Annotated in this window: 13 protein-coding genes; 11 read left to right on the top strand and 2 right to left on the bottom strand. The window is 67.8% G+C overall.

Annotated elements, in window-relative coordinates; all coding sequences use genetic code 11:
• Positions 1 to 29: 29 nt before the first annotated feature.
• Positions 30 to 1,355, bottom strand: coding sequence for an MFS transporter (locus AC57B8_RS31175; RefSeq protein WP_495260485.1), 1,326 nt, complete (start codon positions 1,353 to 1,355; stop codon positions 30 to 32).
• A 184-nt stretch (positions 1,356 to 1,539) separates the two neighbouring features.
• Here AC57B8_RS31175 and AC57B8_RS31170 point away from each other — a divergent pair, with 184 nt between their 5' ends.
• Positions 1,540 to 2,097 carry an ureidoglycolate lyase gene (locus AC57B8_RS31170; protein WP_496482253.1) on the top strand — a complete coding sequence of 186 codons (558 nt, stop codon included), beginning with the start codon at positions 1,540 to 1,542 and terminating at the stop codon, positions 2,095 to 2,097.
• 140 nt (positions 2,098 to 2,237) lie between these two features.
• On the top strand, positions 2,238 to 2,600 hold the full coding sequence (locus tag AC57B8_RS31165) for a hypothetical protein (RefSeq protein ID WP_496481699.1): 363 nt from the start codon (positions 2,238 to 2,240) through the stop codon (positions 2,598 to 2,600).
• A 162-nt stretch (positions 2,601 to 2,762) separates the two neighbouring features.
• Here AC57B8_RS31165 and AC57B8_RS31160 read toward each other — a convergent pair whose 3' ends face one another.
• Positions 2,763 to 2,969 carry a hypothetical protein gene (locus AC57B8_RS31160; protein WP_062470893.1) on the bottom strand — a complete coding sequence of 69 codons (207 nt, stop codon included), beginning with the start codon at positions 2,967 to 2,969 and terminating at the stop codon, positions 2,763 to 2,765.
• A 145-nt stretch (positions 2,970 to 3,114) separates the two neighbouring features.
• Here AC57B8_RS31160 and AC57B8_RS31155 point away from each other — a divergent pair, with 145 nt between their 5' ends.
• The 9 genes from AC57B8_RS31155 (at position 3,115) to glnA (ending at position 13,551) form a co-directional block, all read left to right on the top strand.
• Positions 3,115 to 4,710, top strand: a complete 1,596-nt coding sequence (locus AC57B8_RS31155) for a class I SAM-dependent methyltransferase (RefSeq protein ID WP_496481698.1) — start codon at positions 3,115 to 3,117, stop codon at positions 4,708 to 4,710.
• A gap of 59 nt (positions 4,711 to 4,769) precedes the next feature.
• On the top strand, positions 4,770 to 6,506 hold the full coding sequence (ggt, locus tag AC57B8_RS31150) for a gamma-glutamyltransferase (protein WP_139703601.1): 1,737 nt from the start codon (positions 4,770 to 4,772) through the stop codon (positions 6,504 to 6,506).
• A 61-nt stretch (positions 6,507 to 6,567) separates the two neighbouring features.
• A complete protein-coding gene (locus AC57B8_RS31145; RefSeq protein WP_354347831.1) occupies positions 6,568 to 7,308 on the top strand; it encodes a pseudouridine synthase in 741 nt (246 codons plus the stop codon).
• A gap of 105 nt (positions 7,309 to 7,413) precedes the next feature.
• Complete coding sequence (locus AC57B8_RS31140) at positions 7,414 to 8,427, top strand: YVTN family beta-propeller repeat protein (RefSeq protein ID WP_492729593.1); 1,014 nt, start codon at positions 7,414 to 7,416, stop codon at positions 8,425 to 8,427.
• Positions 8,411 to 9,241 (top strand): polysaccharide deacetylase family protein, encoded by an 831-nt coding sequence (locus tag AC57B8_RS31135; RefSeq protein ID WP_496481697.1) that lies wholly within the window; start codon positions 8,411 to 8,413, stop codon positions 9,239 to 9,241. Before AC57B8_RS31140 ends, AC57B8_RS31135 begins: the two co-directional genes overlap by 17 nt.
• Positions 9,242 to 9,257: 16 nt before the next feature.
• Positions 9,258 to 10,232, top strand: coding sequence for a sterol desaturase family protein (locus tag AC57B8_RS31130; protein ID WP_492729597.1), 975 nt, complete (start codon positions 9,258 to 9,260; stop codon positions 10,230 to 10,232).
• Positions 10,233 to 10,288: 56 nt separating this feature from the next.
• Positions 10,289 to 11,191, top strand: a complete 903-nt coding sequence (locus AC57B8_RS31125; RefSeq protein WP_496481696.1) for an EI24 domain-containing protein — start codon at positions 10,289 to 10,291, stop codon at positions 11,189 to 11,191.
• Positions 11,188 to 11,988: a competence/damage-inducible protein A gene (locus tag AC57B8_RS31120; RefSeq protein ID WP_167394999.1), complete on the top strand. Its 801-nt coding sequence runs from the start codon at positions 11,188 to 11,190 to the stop codon at positions 11,986 to 11,988. Before AC57B8_RS31125 ends, AC57B8_RS31120 begins: the two co-directional genes overlap by 4 nt.
• Positions 11,989 to 12,135: 147 nt before the next feature.
• Positions 12,136 to 13,551 (top strand): type I glutamate--ammonia ligase, encoded by a 1,416-nt coding sequence (gene glnA / locus AC57B8_RS31115; protein WP_062470904.1) that lies wholly within the window; start codon positions 12,136 to 12,138, stop codon positions 13,549 to 13,551.
• The last annotated feature ends 72 nt before the right edge of the window (positions 13,552 to 13,623 follow it).

The raw sequence follows: 13,623 nt of genomic DNA, 5'->3' as shown, positions 1-13,623 counted from the left end.
CTTACTGTGGCCGCACCCCGGGGCCTTCCCTACTTGTTGACCAGCTTGGCCGGCACCGTCCAGGTGAGGAAGGCGCCGAACAGCAGCACGCCGGCCAGCACGAACAACGCGATGTCGGTGCTCTTCGTGGCGTCCTTGATCAGGCCGATCATGTAGGGGCTCACGAAGCCCGCCAGGTTGGCGAAGGAGTTGATGAGCGCAATGCCCGCCGCCGCGCCTGCGCTCGACAGGATGGCCGTCGGCAGGCTCCAGAACAGCGGCGACGTCGCCAGGCTGCCGCCCGCGGCCAGGGCCAATGCGGCCAGCGAGAGGTACACGTTGTTGCTGAAGATCGCGCTCAGCGTGAGGCCCAGCGCGCCGCAGCAGAAGGGCACGATCAGGTGCCAGCGGCGCTCGCGCATGCGGTCGGAGCTGCGGCTCACCAGCAGCATCGAGACGATGGCCACGGCAAACGGAATCGCCGTGAGCAGCCCGATGTTGAACGCGCCCGACACGCCCGACTGGCGCACCAGCGTGGGCAGCCAGAAGGTCAGGCCGTACTGGCCCATCACCGTGCAAAAGCAGATCAGCGCCATCTTCACGATGCGACGGTCGGCGAACAGCGCGCGCAGCGTCATGTGGCTGGTGCCGCCCTTGGTGGCGTTCTCGGCGGCGATGTTGCGCGCGAGCACGGCCTTTTCTTCGGCGGTGAGCCAGCGTGCGGCCTGGATGCTGTTGTCGAGGTACACGATGACCAGCAGGCCGATCACCAGCGAGGGCAGCGCCTCGATGAGGAACAGCCACTGCCAGCCGCGCAGCCCGCCCATGCCGTGCATGGCGTCCATGATCAGGCCCGACAGCGGTCCGCCCAGCACGCCCGACACCGGGATCGCGCACATGAACACCGCCACCATCTTGGCGCGCCGGTGCGAGGGAAACCAGTAGGTGAGGTACAGGATCATCCCCGGGTAGAAGCCGGCCTCGGCCGCCCCGAGCAGGAAGCGCAGCACGTAGAACTGCGTGGGCGTGGTCACGAACATCATCGCGGCCGAGATCAGGCTCCACGTGATCATGATGCGCGAGATGGTGGCCTTGGCGCCGATGCGGTGCATCAGCAGGTTGCTCGGCACCTCGAAGAAGAAGTAGCCGATGAAGAACAGGCCCGCGCCCAGCCCGTACATCGCTTCGCTGAACTGCAGGTCGCTGAGCATGTTCAGCTTGGCGAAGCCGACGTTCACGCGGTCCAGGTAGGCGGCCACGTAGCAGAGCATCAGGAACGGCATGAGTCGCCATGCCACTTTCTTGTAGAGCGCGTTCTCCGCTGCAGCAGAGGTGGTGGCCGGCTGCAGCGGCGCATGAAGGGTGGTGGTTGACATGGCGGTCCTCGAAGGCGTCGATGGGTGGATTAACTGGTATTACCGGTATGATTTAACGCGACCGAGACCTTAAGGCCTCATGCGCCATTGGACACTAGCGATTTCCCTGACGCCGGGAGATTGACTGAGTGGATGTATCGCAAGGATACTGGTAATACCAGTTGGACCAAAAGCCGAGGAGTTTCTGTTGACGATTGCCAGCCCCACTTTCCTGCCCCCGGCGCCGGGCACGCCCGCGGCGCTTGCGCTCGTTGCGCAGCCGCTGACGCGCGAGGCCTTCGCCGCGTTCGGCGACGTCATCGAGAGCGCGCACGCCCGGGCGATGCCGATCAACGCGGGCATGACCACGCGCTTTCACGACCTGGCGCGCGTGGACCCGGGCCCCGGCGACAGCCGCGTGCTGGTGAACATCTTCGAGACCCAGCCCTATGCGATGCCGTTGCAGGTCGGCATGCTGGAGCGCCACCCGCTGGGCAGCCAGGCCTTCGTGCCGATGGACGGCAGCCGCTTTCTCGTGGTGGTGGCGCCGGCGGGCGACACGGTGCGCGTGGAAGACATCCGCGCCTTCGTCACCGACGGACGGCAGGGCGTGAACTACGCGCGCGGCGTCTGGCACCACCCGCTGGTGGTCACGCAGCAGCCGGCCAGCTTCGTGGTGATCGACCGCGGCGGGGCCGGGCCGAACTGCGACGAGATTCTGGTGCCGCCGGCGTGCGTGGTGCGCGTCAGCCTGGCGGGCTGAGCGCGCTCCATCCCTGCGGCCATCGCCCGGCGGCTGCGCCAGCGTCGCAGGCACCGCGACGCCGACTTGCGGTCATTGGCGAAAGAGGCCTACACCGCCGGGAGCGCCCCGGTGAAACCTTCGGGCCATGGGTGAACGCCATGCGCAATCCAACGAAATCGATGTTTGCCGGAAGCCTCGCCATCGGGGTCTTGGGCGTCGCGGCGCTCGTTGCCGGGCCGGCTGCCGCGCAGTCGGCCGACAAGCCGCCGCCACCGCCGGTCAAGCCGCAAGCGCAACCTGGGCCCGACCCCGAATTCCTCGTGAAGCCGCCGCCCCATGGCCATCCGCGGCTGGTGAAGCCCGCGCCGCCCGACCGCGACCCCGGCATGGTGAAAAAGCCACCGGCGGACGCGAAGCGGGCCGGCGAAGACAAGCCCCGCGTGGACGACCCCGGCGCGCCCTCGCGCCAGGACGACTGCCGGGGCACCGCTGAGGACTGCAGGCAGAACTCCCCACGATGACGCCTTGAACGGAAGAACACGCCTCGCCATGAAATGGTCGAGTCGCCGGGCTACCTGCGCAAGACCTGAGATCGCGAGAGCGGGTTGGCGCTCATCGACATCGACGCCTGAGCGGTGCGGCCGGGCGTCAGCCCTGCGTGATGAGGTGGGTGGTGCAGTGACTCACTGGCACTGGAACAGCACGCCGGATTCGGCGGGCGCCTTGCCGAGCCACTTCGGCTCCTGGCTCTTGGCGCTGCAGTAGTCCGAGGCCTGGGTGTAGGTCATGGCACGCAGCACACCGTCGCGGAAGGGAACGATCTGGTTGGGCGGCGTCGAGCAGCCGGCAATGACCAAAGCCAGGGGAAACAGTGTGATGCGCCAGTTCATCGGGCCATTCTAAAGAGGTCGTGCAGACGCCGAGTCCCGCGGCCAGGGCAGGGCTGCTCGACCCGCGCCGGCTTCTTTTTGCGAGGGCACGGGGCTATAGTCTGCGAGCACTGCTGCAGCCCCTTCCGATCCCCAAAGGACGTTCGTGCCGGACTCTCTGACTTCCACGCTCACCAGTTACTACGATGCGGTGCCCTACGACTCGCACCCGTTTCCCCAGTCCGCCGTGGAGCACCTGGAAGCCCTGGCCTTCCTGTTCGGGCTCGAGGCGCCGCCGCCGCACAAGGCGCGCGTGCTCGAGCTGGGTTGCGCCGCCGGCGGCAACCTGATCCCGTTCGCGGCGCGCCATCCGCAAGCCCACGCGGTCGGTGTCGACCTGTCGCGCGTGCAGGTGGCGCAGGGCGCCGCGGCGCTCGACCAGGCGGGGCTGTCGAACATCGAGCTCAAGGCCTTCAACATCGCCGACATCGACGCCTCGTTCGGCCTGTTCGACTACATCGTCTGCCACGGCGTCTACAGCTGGGTGCCGGGGCCGGTGCAGGATGCGATCCTGCGCGTGTGCGCCGAGAACCTGGCGCCGGGCGGCGTGGCCTACCTGAGCTACAACGTGTACCCGGGCTGGAAGGCGCGCGAGATCGTGCGCGACGCGATGATCCTGCGCGGCGGCCCGCGCGACACGCCCGAAGAAAAGCTCTCGTACGCGCGCGGCATGCTCGAGTTCCTCGAACAGTCGGCCCGGCCCGACAGCGTGCTGCGCAAGACGCTCGAAGAGACGATGCCGATCGTGCGCAACTCCGGCAACTACTACCTGCTGCACGAGTTCCTCGAGCCCTGCAACGAGCCCTGCTACTTCAAGGAGTTCGTCGCGCGCGCCGAGGCACGCGGCCTGGCCTACCTGTGCGACGCCGAGCCCTCGACCATGTTCGTGCAGAACTACGGCGAGAAGGTGCGCGACCCGCTGCTGCGCGAGTGCGGCGGCAGCCAGGTGATGATGGAGCAGTACCTCGACTTCCTCGTCAACCGCACCTTCCGCCAGACGCTGCTGGTGAAGCAGGGCAACGCCGCGAACATCCGCTACCGCCTCGAAGTTCCCCGCTTGCGCGCGCTGGAATTCGCCGGCGTCTTCCGCGTCGATGGTGGTGATGCGCTCACCATCGACACCCGCGAGCAGCCCTGCACCGCGCTGCGCGACCTGAAGGTCACGTTGCGGCTGCCCGCGCACAAGGCGGTGGCGCAGGCGCTCGACGCGAGCTATCCGTGCTCGATGTCGACCGAGGCCCTGCTGGCCGCGGTGGTGACGCTCACCGGCGAGCCGCACGCGGCCGTCGAACCCATCGTGCTCGCCATGCTCGAGGAGCTGCTGATCCTCGGCGCGCTGCGCATCCGCCGCACGCCGGTGTCGGCGGCTGCTTCGGTGTCGGCGCTGCCGCAGGTGCTGGCCCCGGTGCGCCGCGCGCTGGCCGGCCTGCCCGCGTCGCAAGCGACGGCCGTGCTCTGCAACCAGTGGCACGAGCCGGTGTCGCTCTCGGTGCTCGAACGCAGCCTGCTGCCGCTGCTCGACGGGACGCACACGCACGAGGCGCTGGCCGCCTTCCTGCTCGACGAGGTGCGCGCCGAACGCCTGCGCTTCCTCAAGGACGAGCAGCCGCTGACCGACCCGTCGGCGCTGCACGCCTTCGCGCAGGAGCAGGTGGCGCAGGCGCTGCAAAGCCTGCGGCGCAAGGCGCTGCTCACGGCCTGAAGGCCAACACCATTCACCCCTCCCTCATTCTTCATCCAACGCACAGAGGAGACTTTTCCATGCAGCACTTCAAGTGGACCCCCACCCTGCGCGCCGCCGTCGCGGCCGCGCTCACCCTGGCGGCGGCCGGCGGCGCGCAGGCCGCGTCGCAGGCGCCGGTGGCGGCTGAACACGGCATGGTCGTGAGCGCGCAGCACCTGGCCAGCAAGGTCGGCGTCGACGTGCTCAAGCGCGGCGGCAACGCGGTCGATGCGGCCGTGGCCGTGGGCTATGCGCTGGCGGTGGTGTACCCGGCCGCCGGCAACCTCGGCGGCGGCGGCTTCATGACCGTGCAGCTGGCCGACGGCCGCAAGACCTTCCTGGACTTCCGCGAGAAGGCCCCGCTGGCCGCCACGGCCAACATGTACCTCGACAAGGACGGCAACGTCGTCAAGGGCCTGAGCACGCACGGCCACCTCGCCGTGGGGGTGCCGGGCTCGGTGTCGGGCATGGAGTACGCGCGCGAGAAGTACGGCACGATGAAGCGCGCCGACCTCATCGCCCCCTCGGTCCAGCTGGCCGACAAGGGCTTCGCGCTGGAGCAGGGCGACATCGACATGCTGCTCACCGCCACCAACGACTTCAAGAAGGACCCGGTCTCCGGCGCCATCTTCCTGAACAAGGGCGAGCCCTTCGCGGTCGGCCAGAAGCTGGTGCAGAAAGACCTGGCCAAGACGCTGCGCGAAATCAGCGCCAAGGGCACCGACGGCTTCTACAAGGGTTGGGTCGGCAAGGCGATCGTGGCGTCGAGCCAGGCCGGCAAGGGCATCATCACGCAGGCCGACCTCGACCAGTACAAGACGCGCGAACTCGCGCCGGTCGAGTGCGACTACCGCGGCTACCGCGTGGTGTCGGCGCCGCCGCCGAGCTCGGGCGGCGTGATCATCTGCGAGATGCTCAACATCCTGGAGGGCTATCCGCTCAAGGACCTGGGCTTCCGCTCGGCCGAGTCTGTGCACTATCAGATCGAAGCCATGCGCCACGCCTACGTGGACCGCAACAGCTACCTGGGCGACCCCGACTTCGTGAAGAACCCGCTCGATCGCCTGCTCGACAAGGGCTACGCCGCCAAGATCCGCGCCGCCATCGACCCCAAGAAGGCCGGCGTGTCCAAGGACATCAAGCCCGGCGTCGCGCCGCATGAAGGCAGCAACACCACCCACTATTCGATCACCGACAAGTGGGGCAACGCGGTCTCGGTCACCTACACGCTGAACGACTGGTTCGGCGCCAAGGTCACGGCCGACAAGACCGGCGTGCTGCTGAACAACGAGATGGACGACTTCACCTCGAAGATCGGCGTGCCCAACATGTACGGCCTGGTGCAGGGCGAGGCCAACGCCATCGCCCCGGGCAAGCGCCCGCTGAGCTCGATGAGCCCGACCATCGTGTCGAAAGACGGCAAGCCGGTCTTCGTGGTCGGCACGCCGGGCGGCAGCCGCATCATCACGGCCGTGCTGCACACCATCCTGAACGTGGTCGACTACGGCATGAACGTGCAGGAGGCCGTGGATGCGCCGCGCTTCCACCAGCAGTGGCTACCCGACGTGACCAACGTCGAGACCTTCGCGATCAGCCCCGACACCCGCAAGATCCTGACCGACATGGGTCACAACCTGGGCGTGCCGCAGCCGGCCAACCACCTGGCGGCGATCATCGTCGGCGCGCCCTCGCTGGGCGGCAAGCCGGTGGGTGCCAACCGTTTCTACGGCGCCAACGATCCCCGTCGCAACACGGGCCTCGCAGCAGGCTACTGAACCTGCGGCACACTTGAAGGCGGTCGTGCCCCTGTCGGCACGGCCGCTTTTTTCATTTTTCATGCACCTGCAAGACATCCTCTATACCCAGGGCTTCGGCACCCGCCGCGTGTGCGCGGGCCTGGTCCAGCAAGGCCACGTGAGCATCGCCGGCGCGGCCGTGACCGACCCCTTCGCCGACCTCGACCCCGAAGGCCTGCGGTTCACCGTGCAGGGCACCGAGTGGGCCTGCCACGAGAAGGCCTACCTGATGCTGCACAAGCCGGCCGGCACCGAGTGCTCGCAGAAGCCCTCGACCTACCCGAGCATCTACACGCTGCTGCCGTCGCCGCTGCGCCTGCGGCCCAACAAGGGCGCGGTGCAGGGCGTGCAGGCCATCGGCCGGCTCGACCAGGACACGACCGGCCTGCTGCTGCTGACCGACGACGGCCAGTTCATCCACAAGATGGGTTCGCCCAAGCACCATGTGCCCAAGGTCTACGAAGTGACGGCCAAGCACCCCATCGACGAGGCGCAGATCGCCAAGCTGCTGGCCGGCGTGGTGCTCGACGACGATCCGAAGCCCGTGCGCGCTGCGGCTTGCGAGTCCGACAGCCCGCTGCACCTGCGGCTCACGCTCACCGAGGGCAAGTACCACCAGGTCAAGCGCATGCTGGCCGCGGTCGGCAACCGGGTCGAAGGGCTGCACCGCTCGCGCATCGGCGGCCTGGCGCTGCCGGACGACCTGGCGCCGGGGCAATGGCGCTGGCTCACGGCCGAACAGGTGGCCCAGCTGCGCGCGCCCGTGCCCCGGGCCGCTTGACATAGGTCAAGGCGCCGGGCGCAACAGCGGGTGAGGGCGCGCCGGCGGTCAGCTGTTTGTCGGGTTCGACCGTTAAGATTGTTAACCCTCTCCCGGAACCTTCCCTTGCGACTCCCTGCCCGCCCGAACGGCCGCATCGCGGCCTTCCTGCTGTCCTGCCTGTGCCTGACAGCCCTGGTGACCCTCCCCGCCGCGGCGGCGCCGCCGGCCCCTCCACCGGTTTTTGTGCTCAATTCGCTGGACGCCAGCGTGAGCGTGATCAACCCGGTCGACTGGACCGAGAAGCAGCGCATTCCCACCGGCAAGGAGCCGCACCACATCTACATGACGCCCGACGAGAAGTCGGTCATCGTGGCCAATTCGGCGGGCGATTCGCTCACCTTCCTGGACCCGCGCACGGCCGAGGTGCAGCGCGTGGTGTACGGCATCATCGACCCCTACCAGCTGCAGTTCTCGCGCGACATGAAGTGGTTCGTCACGGCGGCCAACCGCCTGAACCACGTCGACGTGTACCGCTGGGACGGCAAGGACCTGAAGCTGGTCAAGCGCATCGCCACCGGCAAGACGCCCAGCCACATCTGGATCGACAACACCAGCACCGTGGCCTACGTCACCATGCAGGACAGCGACGAGCTGATCGCGGTCGACCTGCCGACGCAGACCGTGCGCTGGCGCATGGCCACCGGCGCCATGCCGGCCGACATCTTCGGCGCCCACAACGACAAGACGCTGCTCGTGGGCCTCACCGGCAGCGACGGCGTGCAGGTGTTCGACGTGGCCGGCGCCCAGCCCAAGCTGGTCGGCAAGATCCCCACCGGCAAGGGCGCTCACGCCTTCCGCTCGGCCGGCGACGGCAAGACCGTGTTCGTGAGCAACCGGGTCGCCAACACCATCAGCCGCATCGACCTGACCACGCTGAAGGTCGTCGCCACCTACAACGTGCCCGGCGGCCCCGACTGCATGGACGTGTCGGCCGACGGCAAGACGCTGTACGTGACCTCGCGCTGGGCCAAGAAGCTCACGGTGGTCGATCTCGCGAGCCAGAAGGTCGTGCGGCAGATCAACGTCGGCCGCTCGCCGCACGGCGTCTGGACCCTCGACCATGCCAAGCGCATCTGAACGCGTGCGCGGCTTGCGCACCGCCGGGGTGGCCCTCGCCGTCGCGGCGCTGGCCTGCGCCACCGTGCCGGCGGCCGGAGCGCAAGAAGCTGCGGCCTGCGACAAGCCCGTCTACCTGACGCTGGACACCGGCCACATGGGCATCGCCCCGCTGGTGGCCGACGTGCTCAAGCGCCAGGACGTGCGCGTCACCTTCTTCGCCGCCGCCGAGCGCACCCAGACCGACGGCGACAGCCTGGACGACCACTGGGCGCCGTGGTGGAAGGCGAGGGCGGCCGAGGGCCACGAGTTCGGCTCGCACACCTACGACCACGCCTACTGGCGCGGCGACGTCAAGGGCACGCCGCCGAGCTTTCGCATCAAGCCGTCGGCCGGCCCGCAGACCGGCAAGGAGTCGGTCTGGAGCGCGGCCCAGTACTGCGCCGACATCCGCAAGTCGTCCGACCGGCTGGCTGCCATCACCGGCAAGAAGCCGCTGCCGCTGTACCGCGCGCCGGGCGGCAAGACCTCGCCCGCGCTACTGGCGGCCGCCAGGGACTGCGGTTATGCGCACGTGGGCTGGTCCCCCGCCGGCTTCCTGGGCGACGAACTGCCCAGCGAGGCGTTCAGCAACCAGAAACTGCTGGCCCAGGCGCTCGCGGGCATCCGCCCCGGCGACATCCTGCTGGCGCACCTGGGCATCTGGTCGCGCAAGGACCCGTGGGCGCCCGCCAACCTCGAGCCGCTCATCGTCGGGCTGAAAGCCAAGGGCTTCTGCTTTCGCACCCTGCGCCAGCACCCGGACTACCGCGCCTGGATCGCTTCCCACCCTTGATGCCTGAGTTTTCGCCGTGATCGACTGGTTGACCGACGTTTTTTCCGCCATGCAGGGCTGGCTCTTCGAGACTGCCGTGCAGCCGCTGGTGTACGCCATCGGCCTGGGCGGCTGGGCCGAGGACGCCTTCGACGCCACCGGCTGGCTGCTGGTCGGCGTGGTCCAGATCCTCGTGCTCTTGGCCGTGATCGGCCCGCTGCAGCGCTGGCGCGCGGTCGAGCCCGTGACCGACCGCCGTGCCATCCGCATCGACGTGCTCTACACGCTGATCCACCGGCTGGGCCTGTTCCGGCTGGCGTTGTTCTTCACGCTGCAACCGCTGTTCGACGACCTGCTCGGCAGCCTGCGCATGGCCGGCTGGGGCACCTTCCACCTGGACGAGGCCTGGCCCGGCGTGACCGACGTGCCGTGGGTGGCTTTTGCCATCTACCTCGTGGTGCTCGACTTTGTCGGCTACTGGATTCACCGCGGCCAGCACCAGTTCAACTGGTGGTGGAGTCTGCATTCGCTGCACCACTCGCAGCGCCAGATGACGATGTGGAGCGACGACCGCAACCACCTGCTGGACGACGTGATCCACGACACGCTCATCGTCATCGTGGCGCAGCTGATCGGCGTGGCGCCGGGCCAGTTCATCGCCGTCGTGGCCTTCACCCAGCTCAGCGAGAGCCTGCAGCACGCCAACCTGCGGCTGAGTTTCGGGGCCATCGGCGAGCGGCTGTGGGTCAGCCCGCGCTTTCACCGGCTGCACCACAGCATCGGGCTGGGCCACGAGTCGCACGGCCGGAGCACGCTCGGCGGCCACAACTTCGGCGTGCTGCTGCCCTGGTGGGACATGCTCTTTCGCACCGCCAACTTCGAGAACCGCTACGACCCGACCGGCATCCGCGACCAGGTCGAGCCCGGCGCCGACGGCCGCCCGCGCGACTACGGCCAGGGCTTCTGGTCGCAGCAGTGGCTGGGGTTGAAGCGGCTGTTCGGCCGCGCCTGATCCACCCGCAGGCCCGGCGGCGGGCGGGCCGGGGCCTTGCGCTATCCTCGAACCTCATGCGCCTGCTCCTCGACTCCTTCTGGCGCGCGGTGGCCTATTGCATGCTCCCGCGCGTGATCGTGCTGTCGCTCCTGCCGCTGGCGCTCATGGTGCTGCTGGCCGCGGGGCTCGGCTACTTCTATTGGGACGCGGCCGTCGCCTGGACGCGCGAGGCCCTCGACGCCTGGCCGCTGCTGTCCAGCTTCTGGGCCTGGATCGGGCGCCTGTTCTCCAGCGACGTCACGGCCGCGCTGGCGCCGCTGGTGGTGGTGTTCGGCGTCACGCCGCTGATCGTCGTGCTGTCGCTGCTCATCGTGGCCGGCTTCATGGCACCGGCGCTCACCAAGCTCGTGGCCGAACGGCGCTTTCCGACGCTCGAGCAGAAGAAGGGCGCGTCTTTCTTCGGCAGCGTGCTGCGCTCGCTCGGCGCCACCGTGCTGGCGCTGATCGCGCTGGTGGTGTCGATGCCGCTGTGGCTCATTCCGCCGCTGGTGCTGATCCTGCCGCCGCTGATCTGGGGCTGGCTGACCTACCGGGTGATGAGCTTCGATGCGCTGGCCGAGCACGCCAGCCCCGAGGAACGCGCCGCGCTGCTGCGCGCCCACCGGCTGCCGCTGCTGTGCATCGGCGTGCTGTGCGGCTACCTGGGCGCCGCGCCGAGCATCGTGTGGGCCTCGGGCCTCTTGTTCGCCGCCGCCTTCTTCGTGCTGGTGCCGATCGCGATCTGGATCTACACGCTGGTCTTTGCCTTTTCTGCGCTCTGGTTCGCGCACTACTGCCTCGACGCCCTGACCCATCTGCGCGCCCAGCGCGCGGCGCAGCAGCCCGCGGCCGGCAGCGGCGACGCGCAGCAGACGCTTGAGGCGGCCGAAGCCACCGAGGCCAACAAGGCCGCTCTTTCTCAATGGAGTTCTCCATGACACGCGCATTCGGTCTCATCGTCGTCGGCGACGAGATCCTTTCCGGCAAGCGGGCCGACAAGCACATGGCCAAGGTCATCGAGCTGCTGGCCGCGCGCGGCCTGCAGCTGGGCTGGGCCGAGTACGTGGGCGACGAGCCCACGCGGATCACCGCGGCCCTGATGCGCGCCTTCGCCTCGGGCGACATCGTGTTCTCGACCGGCGGCATCGGCGCCACGCCCGACGACCACACCCGCCAGTGCGCCGCCCAGGCCCTGCGCGTGCCGCTGGCGCTGCACCCCGAGGCCGAGGCGCTGATCCGCGAGCGCATGCAGGACACGGCCCTGGAGCAGGGCGTGCCCTACGAGCCCGACCGGCCCGACAACATCCACCGCCTGAACATGGGCGTGTTTCCGCAGGGCGCGTCGATCATCCGCAACCCGTACAACAAGATCCCGGGCTTCAGCGTCGAGCACGTGCATTTCGTGCCGGGCTTCCCGGTCATGGCCTGGCCGATGATCGAGTCGGTGCTCGACAGCCGGTATGCCGACCTGTTCACCCGCAACGCCATCGCCGAGAAGTCCGTGATCGTTTTCGGTGCGATGGAAGCCACCCTCACGCCCCTGATGCAGGCCATCGAGCAGGCCCATGCCGGCATCAAGGTGTTCAGCCTTCCCAGCGTGGATCACCCCCAGTACGGGCGCCACATCGAGCTGGGCGTCAAGGGCGACCCCGCGAAGCTCGATGCCGCCTATGGCCAGCTCATCGAAGGCCTGCACACTTTCGATGCGAAGCTTGGCCCTGAATTGGTGCGTTAATCTGCATTGCACCAATTTGGGGATATTTTCCTTTTCCGGCAGCCCCTGGGCCGTCACCCGGGCCTCATCCGGCGGGGTGACAATGGCACAGAAACTGCATCCTCCCGTCCCTGTATTCCTAACCACCATCCAACTCAGGAGAAACTGATGGCAAAGACCGTCGCCGATGTACTCAAGCTCGTCAAGGAAAACGAGGTCAAGTTCGTCGACTTGCGCTTCACCGACACCCGCGGCAAAGAGCAGCACGTGACCGTGCCCGTGTCGCACTTCGATGAAGACAAATTCACCTCGGGCCACGCGTTCGACGGTTCGTCCATCGCCGGTTGGAAGGGCATCGAAGCCTCGGACATGCAGCTCATGCCCGACCCGAACACCGCCAACATCGACCCGTTCTTCGAAGAAACGACGCTGATCCTGACCTGCGACGTGATCGACCCGGCCGACGGCAAGGCCTACGAGCGCGACCCGCGTTCGCTCGCCAAGCGCGCCGAGGCGTACATGAAGGCGTCCGGCCTGGGCGACACCGCCTACTTCGGACCGGAACCCGAATTCTTCGTGTTCGACGGCGTGCGCTGGAAGAACGACATGTCGGGCTGCTTCGTGAAGATCGAGTCCGAAGAAGCCTCGTGGAACACCGATAAGGAGTTCGAGCACGGCAACAGCGGCCACCGTCCCGCAGTCAAGGGCGGCTACTTCCCGGTGCCTCCGGTCGACAGCTTCCAGGACATGCGCTCGGAAATGAGCCTGGTGCTCGAATCGCTGGGCATCCCGGTCGAAGTGCATCACCATGAAGTGGCCAACGCCGGCCAGCTCGAGATCGGCACCCGCTTCAGCACGCTGGTGCAGCGCGCCGACTGGGTCCAGCTGCAGAAGTACGTGATCCACAACGTGGCCCACGCCTATGGCAAGACCGCCACCTTCATGCCCAAGCCCATCGTTGGCGACAACGGCTCCGGCATGCACGTGCACCAGTCGGTCTGGAAGGACGGCAAGAACCTGTTCGCCGGCGACGGCTACGCAGGTCTGTCGGACTTCGCGCTGCACTACATCGGCGGCATCATCAAGCACGCCCGTGCCCTGAACGCCATCACGAACCCCGGCACCAACAGCTACAAGCGCCTGGTGCCCGGCTTCGAAGCCCCGGTGAAGCTGGCCTACTCGGCCAAGAACCGTTCGGCCTCGATCCGCATCCCGTTCGTGGCCAACCCGAAGGGCCGCCGCGTCGAAGCGCGCTTCCCCGATCCGCTGATGAACCCGTACCTGGGCTTTGCCGCGCTGCTGATGGCCGGCCTGGACGGCGTGGAAAACAAGATCCATCCGGGCGAAGCCGCCAGCAAGGACCTGTACCACCTGCCGCCGGAAGAAGACGCGCTGATCCCGACCGTCTGCCACAGCCTGGACCAGGCCCTGGAGCACCTGGACAAGGACCGTGCGTTCCTGACCAAGGGCGGCGTGTTCACCGACTCGTACATCGACGCGTACATCGACCTCAAGATGCAGGAAGTCACGCGCTTCCGCATGGCGACCCATCCGGTCGAATTCGACATGTACTACTCGCTGTAAAAAGCGCCACAGCAAGCCCGCTCCGGCGGGCAAGTAAGACAAAAGGACGGCCCCGGCCGTCCTTTTTCCTTG

The sequence above is a fragment of the Variovorax sp. BGA-UO-ETr-C22 genome, assembly GCF_059567965.1.
This window is presented reverse-complemented; position numbering and strand designations above follow the sequence as displayed.